This window comes from Phormidium sp. CCY1219 (genome assembly GCF_055795085.1).
Window position 1 is genome coordinate 1 of record NZ_JAYFEQ010000003.1, and the last position, 9,243, is coordinate 9,243.

Genomic DNA, 9,243 nt, shown 5'->3' on the forward strand with positions numbered 1-9,243 from the left:
TTAATTCCGGGTCAAATTGCATAATCCGTGGGCGGGGGTAACGCACCCTACCAAAGCTTTTTCCTCCAACAACAAATGACCAATAACCAATGCCAATGACTAAGGTTTTTCCGCCGCGATCGCCAATTTTGCTCCCTCAATTCGCCGCACCCGGTCCATCACCTCCACCACTTCCCCATGATCCACCGTTTTATCCGCCTTTAACACCACTACCGAAATCGATTCTGACTCGATGCGATCGCGCACGGCTTTTTCTAACGCTTCCAACTCCATCACTTCCTCATCGAGCATCACATTTCCTTTCTCATCTATCGAAATCGTCAGCTTTTTCGCCTCAGTTTGCACTTTCGCCGTAGAAGCTTGGGGCAAATTCACCGGCAAGCCTTCTGATTTCGACAAAAACAAAGAGGAAATAATGAAAAACGCCAAAATACTAAAAATGACGTCAATCATCGGCACAATGTTAATTTGCGCTTGAGTTTCCGGTTCATCGGGTAGACGCATACTGTTCTTCTCCTCGCTGTTTTTCGTACCGATGGCGATAGATTAATTCCAGTTGACCTCCCACTTCCTGAATTAATCCAATTTCGCGCAAGTAAAACCCGCGAAATGTGTTGGCAAATAATAAGCTCGTAATCGCCACCACTAACCCCATCACCGTGGAAACGAGTGCTTCGCTAATCCCTCCCGTGACTCCAGTGGTGCTGCTTCCTCCCACATCGCCTAATTTTAGGGAAGAAAACGATTGAATCAATCCTAAAATCGTGCCCAGCAATCCCAACAACGGCGCAACGTTGATAATGGTCTCGAAGACGGTGTTAAATCGTTTGAACACCGGAATTTCTGCCTGCGCCGCACTTTCTAAGGCTAAGCGAAATTCTTCCGGGGTCGGATCCTCTAAGGCGATCGCCTCTAAAAAAATTCTCGCGATCGGTAAATCTCCATTCATCTCTAACTTTCGGTAAGCCAAATTCGGGTCTTTGCAATAATATTGCAACACCTCTCGCACCATGCGGCGCTGGCGTCGATGGATCCGAAACCAAAAGAACAGGCGCTCCGCTATCAGCGCCAGGGAAACGATCGAAGCGAGCAGCAAGGGCCACGCAACTAACCCCCCTGCAACAATTAAATCACTCATGGACCTCTCTTTCTCGTGCCTGGAGCCAGCAAAACACAACCTCGCCGCTCCCGTACCACTTGATAAACTTTCTCAAAAAGCCTAAGCCCAATTGCAACACTTTGTCAAGCATTTTTCCAAATCTCACATGAAACCCGCTCCCAGAGGCGATTCTCCAGCAACCACCCTAGCCGATCGCGCTTTTCTTCATAAATCTCTCCCAAGAGCTTGACAAAACCCTCTCAATATGTATCTATTCCCGAACCTGGGGGAACCGGGCAAAAGATGAATTTTTGCAAATTTTTGGAAATTGATGCCCAAATTTATTGCTAATTAATCTCAATAATGGTAAAGAACTTATAATATCATCCTTGGCCATCTTTGGGTGAGTGGTGAACCCAGGCATTTGTTTTGCGAAGGAGATCCGACAAGCATGAGTTTTTCAACGGTTTCTGCGGCACGGCGATCGGAACAAGAACAGGCACTCAAACGGTTTATCGTCGGGAGTCTGTGCGGTTCGGCACTGCTACATCTCGCCGTAGTGCCATTCGCGATCGCATTAATCGAAAATCAATCCTCCGATATCGCCGAGGAGCCGATTGAATTTATTGTGCTTGAGGAACCCGAACCAGAACCGGAACCGGAAGTGATGGAAACTCCCGAACCAGAACCAGAACCGGAAGTGATGGAAACTCCCGAACCAGAACCAGAACCGGAAGTGATGGAAACTCCCGAACCAGAACCGGAACCGGAAGTGATGGAAACTCCCGAACCAGAACCGGAACCGGAAGTGATGGAAACTCCCGAACCAGAACCGGAACCGGAAGTGATGGAAACCCCAGCCCCGGAACCAGAACCGGAACCGGAAGTGATGGAAACCCCAGCCCCGGAACCATTTGTGGAACCACCGACAATGGAAGCGCCCGCACCGGAACCGGAACCATTTGTGGAACCGCCGGCAATGGAAGCGCCCGCTCCGGAACCGGAACCGTTTGTGGAACCGCCGACAATGGAAGCGCCCGCCCCGGAACCATTGGAATCACCCGACACCATGAACACCGCTTCATTGCTCGAACCGCAAGAACAGCCGGTGGAATCAAACGCCGAACCCTTAGCGCCGCAGGAGTCTCCCGCGCCCCTGGCAACGCCGGCACCATTACCGGAGCAGCAGGTGCCGCCCCTGTCTGCCGGGGAGCCATACGATCCCGGATATAATTCCCGAATTAGCGATCGCGCCGATATGGAAGATTTTCAAACCCCTGCAGAGTTTCCGGTGTCAGAACGGCTTCCGGATCCGCCGGTGGTCAGCGAGGTGCCCGATCGCCTCGCCGAAACCTCAGACGAGTTGAGCGAATTTCCCTTGACAGAAGAAGCGCCAACCCCGCCCGAGGAGCAACCCCAGAGCCAAGAGAATCCATTTCCGGCAACCGAGCCGGCGATCGGCGAACCCATGAGTCCACCAGAACCCTTGCCAGAACCCGCCGAAAATCGTTCCCCGGTTGCCAGCAATCTCCCCGAAACCGACTCCTCCGACGCCAATCTGCTGGAAGATTTCTCCACCGCTGACCCCACCCCAACGGTTGAGGAGAGCAACCCGAACCCCTCATCCAGTTGGAATGCACCGGACAATTCCCCCTTAAACGCCCCAGTAGAAAGCGATTCCCAACCCAGTCCCGCACCCCTAGCCACCGCCCCCGCCACTCGTCGCGCACCCGAAAGTGGAAGTACCGGAGATGACTTTTTCCAGGATATGACCGGTGGCAACGCCCCGGGAACCGCCAGCGACATCCCCAGCAATTCTCCCGAGACTTGGAGTAGCGACATGGGGGCGAGTGCAGCAGAACCGATGCGACCCGGTGCCGGCGTCATGGACCCCCTGCCCGAGGAACCCAGAGCAAGCGGTTCCCCCAGTGGTTCCCCCAGTGGTTCCGGTGGCGTGGGATGTCGCCAATGTGGAAAACCCAGCTACCCGAGAATTGCCCGCGATCGCGGATGGGAAGGGCAAGTATTGCTCAGCGTCAATATCGACCCCCAGGGCAACGTCACCGCCGTGCAAGTGGTGAATTCCAGCGGTTACGACGTATTAGATGAGTCCGCAAAAGAAAAAGCCTGGAGTTGGAAATTTGAATCCTCAGACAGCGGAGAGCAAGGTCGGCTGATTTCGATTCCATTTCGCCTAGAGGACTCTTGATGGGTTTCGACTCGTTCCCTCCTGGGGGAAACCCCCCTCCCAAAACTCCGCCTTCCCACCCACAAGTAGGGTGGGCAAGGAGTTGGCCACCCTACTCAGGCAAATTAATTTTCCATTCTGTTGTTTCGCGCTTAAATTGCACCATGCTGCGTTCGATCCAGAAAGTTTCACTGTCTTTATTAGTGGCATTGAGTTTAGTACCGATCGCCCTGTGTGGCGTTGGGCGTGCCTCAGTGGTTACATTACCCGATGGAGGTCGTTGCGAAGGGGAACTCAGCGACGGCAAAATCAACGGCGAAGCGGTTTGCGACTATGCCAACGGCGATCGCTATCAAGGAGAATTCAAAGACGGACAACCCCACGGAAGAGGAACTTACACCTTTGCCGAAGGGGGACAATACGAAGGAGAATTTGTCAACGGTCAATTTCACGGACAAGGAGTGCGTGAATTTGCCAATGGCAACCGCTACGAAGGCGAATTTCAAAACGGCAAATTTCACGGCACCGGCATTTATAGCGTCGCCAATGGGATGCAATACGAGGGAGAATTTGTAGAAGGGTCCCCCAGCGATCGCGGCACCTTTACCTTTGCCAATGGAAACCGCTGCACCGGGGCGATCGCCGACGGCAAACTCAGCGCAGAAGGCACCTGCGAATATGCCAACGGCAACCGCTATGAAGGAGAACTACACAACAACCAACCCGAAGGACAAGGAGTCTACAGTTTTGCCGAAGGCGGGCAATACGAAGGAGAATTTCGCCAGGGTCAATTTCACGGACAAGGAGTGCGCGAGTATGCCAACGGCGATCGCTACGAAGGCGAATTCCGGGAAGGCAAACCCCACGGGCGCGGAAATTTCACCTTTGCCGACGGTGGAGAATACCAAGGAGAATTTCAGGCGGGGCAGTTTCACGGACAAGGCATCCGAGAAGAAGCCAATGGCAAGCGATATGAAGGCGAATTTCAAAACGGCAAACCCCACGGCGAGGGAATTTTAAGCTTTGAGAACGGCAATCAGTACGAAGGAGAGTTTGTCGAGGGGCAGTTTAGTGGCGAAGGAACCTACAGCTTTGCCAATGGGAATCGGTATCGAGGAGAATTTCGCCAAGGGCAGTTTAGTGGCGAAGGAACCTACAGCTTTGCCAACGGCGATCGCTGTGAAGGCGAATTTTCCGAGGGGAAATTTAATGGCAGCGGAACCTGCGTCTATGCCAACGGCGACACTTACGAAGGCGAATTTCTCGACGGGGAAAAACACGGGCAAGGGATTTACATCTATGCCGACGGCACCCGCATCGAAGGCGAGTGGGAAAACGGCAAACTGCAAAAATAGCCCCGATTGCTTTATCCCCCCGACAGCGCCACTCTCCTGGGCGTGGCAGACTGCCTGACCCAAGCCGATGCTTAAAATTCGTCCCTTGCGTCCAAGCAATTTTGCTGTAAATTTGGTAGCCTAGCATAAATAGTTTTGGGAACGAATAGAAGCAGTGGATATTCAAATTGGGCGGGGCAAAACAGCTCGCAGGGCATATGGAATAGACGAAATTGCGCTAGTTCCTGGCACGAGAACCTTAGATCCATCTCTAGCGGATACCCGTTGGACCATTGGCGGCATCGAGAGAGAAATTCCGATTATCGCCAGCGCGATGGATGGCGTAGTCGATGTTCGCATGGCGGTTCTCCTGTCTCAACTTGGGGCAATGGGCGTTTTGAACCTAGAAGGCATTCAAACCCGCTATGAGGATCCCAATCCAATTCTCGATCGCATCGCCTCGGTAGGCAAAGATGAATTTGTCACCTTAATGCAGGAACTGTATGCCAAACCGGTGCAGCCGGAATTAATCGAGAAACGGATTCAGGAAATCAAAAGCCAAGGCGGGATCGCCGCCGTGAGCGCCACCCCCCAAGGAGCCGCTCAGCATGGTTCCACCTTGGCGAAAGCCGGAGCCGATGTGGTATTCGTCCAAGCCACCGTGGTTTCCACCGCGCACCTGTCCCCGGAAAGCTTCACCCCCCTGGACTTAGGGCAATTTTGCGAAGAAATGCCTTGTCCGGTGGTGCTGGGAAATTGCGTCACCTACGAAGTGGCGCTCAACTTAATGAAAGCCGGAGCGGCAGCAATTCTCGTCGGCATTGGTCCGGGTGCCGCTTGCACCTCCCGTGGCGTGTTGGGTGTCGGCGTCCCCCAAGCAACAGCAGTGGCAGACTGTGCCGCCGCCCGGGAAGATTTCTACCGCGAAAGCGGAAAATACGTGTCGGTGATTGCCGATGGCGGATTGATTACCGGCGGCGATATTTGCAAATGTATTGCTTGCGGAGCCGATGGGGTGATGATCGGATCCCCCTTCGCCCGGGCTGCAGAAGCTCCCGGACGCGGTTTTCACTGGGGAATGGCCACTCCGAGTCCGGTTTTGCCGCGCGGTACCCGGATTCGCGTCGGCACCACCGGCACTGTGGAACAAATTCTGCGCGGTCCGGCAGCCCTCGATGATGGCACCCACAACCTGCGCGGGGCGCTGCAAACCAGCATGGGCACCCTAGGCGCAAAAAACTTGAAAGAAATGCAGCAAGTGGAAGTGGTGATTGCTCCCTCTTTGTTGAGTGAAGGGAAGGTTTATCAAAAGGCGCAACAACTGGGGATGGGTAAGTAAAAATACTTATTTTGACGGAAAAGGTCAAAAATTTCGGCCATTTTCCCCACACGACAGCGATCTGTCGCTTACAATAGAATATAGCGGAGACGCATGTTTCCGTTCACTCCTCACACCACACTCCGCCCGGACTATTTTTGTTCGGGCGGTTTTTTCTCTGCTTCCTTACCTCTCGCGCTAAAATAGGGCTACACTAAACACTGCCCCCCTGATTCATCACCGTAGTAATCCTAGCAGCTCGCCGTAGAGTTCTTCACCGTTGGAGAAACAAATCAGGCGGCTAGGAAACCTGGGATGGTTGCGGGGATGGTAAAATTACTCTGTGATAAACCGTCTAGAAAAGGAATAGCAGGCATGTCAGCAGCCGCTCAAGTTACAGACTCGACTTTTAAGCAAGAAGTTCTCGAGAGCGAAGTCCCCGTTCTCGTTGATTTTTGGGCACCCTGGTGCGGTCCTTGCCGAATGGTCGCCCCAGTGGTCGATGAAATCGCTCAGCAGTACGATGGTCAGATCAAGGTCGTCAAAGTCAATACGGACGAGAACCCAAACGTCGCTAGTCAATATGGAATAAGAAGCATTCCGACTCTGATGATTTTCAAGGGCGGACAACGGGTGGATATGGTAGTGGGTGCAGTGCCCAAAACCACGTTAGCCAATACCTTAGAAAAATATATAGAAAAGTAAGTTCGTCCCAGATGCCGACTCCCCCGAACCGAAGGATCCTTCACTCGAGTCGGTTTTGCCTCAGTGTTGTTTGAGATAGCATCGGCGCGGGGCTGGAAAATCCGACACCCCCTTTCGAGTGCAGCGATTCGCATGGGCGATCGCCTCGTACAAACGAGCGGTAGCAATTTAATGCCAAACAGATTTCCCGCCCTAGCCCACCGCTAGGACGGGTATTTTTGCGAGGCCGATCGCCGTTAACTTGTTGTTAAACCAGTGGGGATCGCTTTTGGGTAGAATCAAACTGTAGCCTCTGATAGTTTTATGGCTCCACCTTCTAATTCTTTGGACGCTTTGGATAGTTTGCGCTTACAAGTCAACGAATTAATTGACGACCTGCCAAACTTAAAATTTAGAAAATGGATCGAGCGATCGCTCGGAACCGTGGTTCGCCTCGCGGACGAACAAGTAGAACGACTCGACTGGAAAATTCTGAGTGCTGCCTTGCAAGACATGGAAGGCGCATTCCAGATGTTTTATCCCTATCGCCATATCCGCAAAATTTCCATCTTCGGTTCTGCCCGGATTTCCCCGGAGTCCCCCGAGTATGGCATCGCCGTAGATTTCGCCCGCCATGTGGTGCAGCAGGGATTTATGGTGATGACCGGTGCGGGGGGTGGCATCATGGAAGCGGGAAATAAAGGAGCCGGTGCCGATCGCTCTTTGGGGTTAAACATACAACTCCCCTTCGAGCAAGACGCCAATCCCTTTATCGACGCGGAAAATAAACTGGTCGAATTCAAATATTTCTTTACCCGCAAGTTATTTTTCTTGCGCGAAAGTGACGCGATCGCCCTATTCCCCGGCGGTTTCGGCACCCAAGACGAAGCCTTTGAATGCTTGACCCTCGGTCAAACCGGACGCTTTGGCCCATGCCCGGTGCTGCTGATCGACCGCCCGGGCGGCGACTACTGGAAAGACTGGGATGCCTACATCCGCAAGCATCTGCTCTCCCGGGGCTTGATCGGCGATCGCGATTGCAGTATCTACACCATTACCGATAACGTAGAGGTCGCGATCGAAGCAATTCGCAGTTTCTATCGCATCTACCACTCCAGTCGCTATGTCCGCGATATCTTCGTCATCCGCCTCAAGTCGGAGCTGTCGGACGCCGCTGTAGACATTCTCAATCAAGAGTTTAGCGACATCTTGGTTCGGGGAACCATACAAAAGAGTCAGGCGTTACCGGAAGAAACAATGGATGAAACCTTCCACCTACCCCGTCTGATTTTTTACTTTAATCGGCGCGACGCCGGACGCATGTACGAACTGATTGCCCGCATTAACGAACTCGGCGATCGCACCAGTGAGGAGTCGGCTCATCCAGAACGCAAGTAAATTGCTCTAGATGAGACAAAAAATGAGACAATTGTCAATTGTAGGTGATAAAACTTTACACGAGCATGGCAGAAATTCAATTTTCAAGAGGGATTAAGGAAGATATCGTCCCAGAAGTACGCTTGACCCGTTCCCGGGACGGACAACAAGGTACCGCCACCTTTTACTTCCAAAATCCCAATATTTTGGACAAGGACAGCACCGATGAAATTACCGGCATGTACTTAGTTGATGAAGAAGGCGAAATCGCATGCCGAGATGTGAAAGGTAAATTTGTCAACGGTCAACCCGAAGGCATCGAAGCGATTCACGTGATGAAATCTCAGGAAGATTGGGAGCGATTTATGCGCTTCATGGAACGCTATGCCGAAGAAAATGGCTTAGGCTTTAGCAAAGCTTAATCCCGTTGGTGACATTTTCCCAGACCACGCGATCGCGCCGGAATTTCTCATGTCCTCCATTCCCCATCCCGATTCCCAACCACAGGCGGTGAATTGCGCCGCGATTACCCTCAGCGATACTCGTACCCGCGAAACGGACCGCAGCGGCGGATTGATTCGGCAATTCCTCGCCGATGCCGGTCACTCGGTGGTAGAGTACGCCATTCTCAAAGACGATCCGCGCTTAATTCAAACCCAATTGCAAAATTTGGGTCAGCGGTTGGATGTGGATGCGATAATCTTAAATGGGGGCACCGGCATCGCGCCGAGAGATACCACCTATGACGCGATCGCCGCTTTGTTGGAAAAAACCCTCCCCGGTTTCGGCGAAATATTTCGCGTTTTGAGCTATCAAGAAATCGGTTCGCGAGCGATCGCCTCTCGGGCGATCGCTGGCGTCTATCGCGCTAAGCTGGTGTTTTCCATTCCCGGTTCTAGCGGTGCGGTCAAACTGGCAATGCAACAGCTCATTTTACCCGAACTGATTCATCTCACCCAACAATTACATCAGCAGCCCTAATCCGATGGCTGTCGTGTCTCTTTCTTAACCTAAGGTTGGGGAAATTTTCGCGATCGCTCCTTTAAACTTCACAAAAACCCCGGTTCCTCCCTCAGATATCTGGGATTTTATCGCCCCGGTTCCTCCCGCAACTTCACACCCTCAGTCACTCAAAAATCCAAGCTAGCCCCCGTCACAGCAACCCGTTGAACAGATTCACCTTGGGATTGCGGATCCAGCATCCACCACCCCTCTAAACTTTCCGCTGAGAGACAATCGCGCT

The 9,243-nt window shown here is 52.6% G+C and carries 9 protein-coding genes; 7 read left to right on the top strand and 2 right to left on the bottom strand.

What is annotated here, in order from left to right:
- Window positions 1-99: 99 nt before the first annotated feature.
- Window positions 100-504: an ExbD/TolR family protein gene (locus tag AC0QH1_RS00040; RefSeq protein ID WP_324628697.1), complete on the bottom strand. Its 405-nt coding sequence runs from the start codon at window positions 502-504 to the stop codon at window positions 100-102.
- Window positions 488-1,138, bottom strand: coding sequence for a MotA/TolQ/ExbB proton channel family protein (locus tag AC0QH1_RS00045; protein WP_324628699.1), 651 nt, complete (start codon window positions 1,136-1,138; stop codon window positions 488-490). The genes AC0QH1_RS00040 and AC0QH1_RS00045 overlap by 17 nt, the downstream gene beginning before the upstream one ends.
- A 412-nt stretch (window positions 1,139-1,550) precedes the next feature.
- On the opposite strand from AC0QH1_RS00045, the gene AC0QH1_RS00050 reads away from it, so the two are divergent.
- From AC0QH1_RS00050 to AC0QH1_RS00080, 7 genes are all read left to right on the top strand, one after another.
- Window positions 1,551-3,308: a TonB family protein gene (locus AC0QH1_RS00050; RefSeq protein ID WP_324628701.1), complete on the top strand. Its 1,758-nt coding sequence runs from the start codon at window positions 1,551-1,553 to the stop codon at window positions 3,306-3,308.
- A 143-nt stretch (window positions 3,309-3,451) separates the two neighbouring features.
- Window positions 3,452-4,642 carry a hypothetical protein gene (locus AC0QH1_RS00055; RefSeq protein WP_324628702.1) on the top strand — a complete coding sequence of 397 codons (1,191 nt, stop codon included), beginning with the start codon at window positions 3,452-3,454 and terminating at the stop codon, window positions 4,640-4,642.
- A 154-nt stretch (window positions 4,643-4,796) separates the two neighbouring features.
- Complete coding sequence (locus tag AC0QH1_RS00060) at window positions 4,797-5,960, top strand: GuaB3 family IMP dehydrogenase-related protein (protein ID WP_324628703.1); 1,164 nt, start codon at window positions 4,797-4,799, stop codon at window positions 5,958-5,960.
- Between the two features lie 354 nt (window positions 5,961-6,314).
- Window positions 6,315-6,644 (top strand): thioredoxin, encoded by a 330-nt coding sequence (gene trxA, locus AC0QH1_RS00065; protein WP_324628704.1) that lies wholly within the window; start codon window positions 6,315-6,317, stop codon window positions 6,642-6,644.
- 303 nt (window positions 6,645-6,947) lie between these two features.
- Window positions 6,948-8,021, top strand: coding sequence for an LOG family protein (locus tag AC0QH1_RS00070; RefSeq protein WP_324628705.1), 1,074 nt, complete (start codon window positions 6,948-6,950; stop codon window positions 8,019-8,021).
- Between the two features lie 65 nt (window positions 8,022-8,086).
- Entirely contained in the window at window positions 8,087-8,422 is a 336-nt protein-coding gene (gene psb28 / locus AC0QH1_RS00075) for a photosystem II reaction center protein Psb28 (protein WP_324628707.1), read from the top strand.
- A gap of 49 nt (window positions 8,423-8,471) precedes the next feature.
- Window positions 8,472-8,981: a MogA/MoaB family molybdenum cofactor biosynthesis protein gene (locus tag AC0QH1_RS00080; protein ID WP_324628708.1), complete on the top strand. Its 510-nt coding sequence runs from the start codon at window positions 8,472-8,474 to the stop codon at window positions 8,979-8,981.
- Window positions 8,982-9,243 lie beyond the last annotated feature (262 nt).

What these genes read in the sequence shown, in the direction of transcription:
- AC0QH1_RS00070 (WP_324628705.1), top strand. Translation starts at nt 6,948, where the DNA reads ATGGCTCCACCTTCTAATTCTTTGGACGCTTTGGATAGTTTGCGCTTA.
- AC0QH1_RS00050 (WP_324628701.1), top strand. Translation starts at nt 1,551, where the DNA reads ATGAGTTTTTCAACGGTTTCTGCGGCACGGCGATCGGAACAAGAACAG.
- trxA (WP_324628704.1), top strand. Translation starts at nt 6,315, where the DNA reads ATGTCAGCAGCCGCTCAAGTTACAGACTCGACTTTTAAGCAAGAAGTT.
- AC0QH1_RS00040 (WP_324628697.1), bottom strand. Translation starts at nt 504, where the DNA reads ATGCGTCTACCCGATGAACCGGAAACTCAAGCGCAAATTAACATTGTG.
- AC0QH1_RS00045 (WP_324628699.1), bottom strand. Translation starts at nt 1,138, where the DNA reads ATGAGTGATTTAATTGTTGCAGGGGGGTTAGTTGCGTGGCCCTTGCTG.
- AC0QH1_RS00055 (WP_324628702.1), top strand. Translation starts at nt 3,452, where the DNA reads ATGCTGCGTTCGATCCAGAAAGTTTCACTGTCTTTATTAGTGGCATTG.
- AC0QH1_RS00080 (WP_324628708.1), top strand. Translation starts at nt 8,472, where the DNA reads ATGTCCTCCATTCCCCATCCCGATTCCCAACCACAGGCGGTGAATTGC.
- psb28 (WP_324628707.1), top strand. Translation starts at nt 8,087, where the DNA reads ATGGCAGAAATTCAATTTTCAAGAGGGATTAAGGAAGATATCGTCCCA.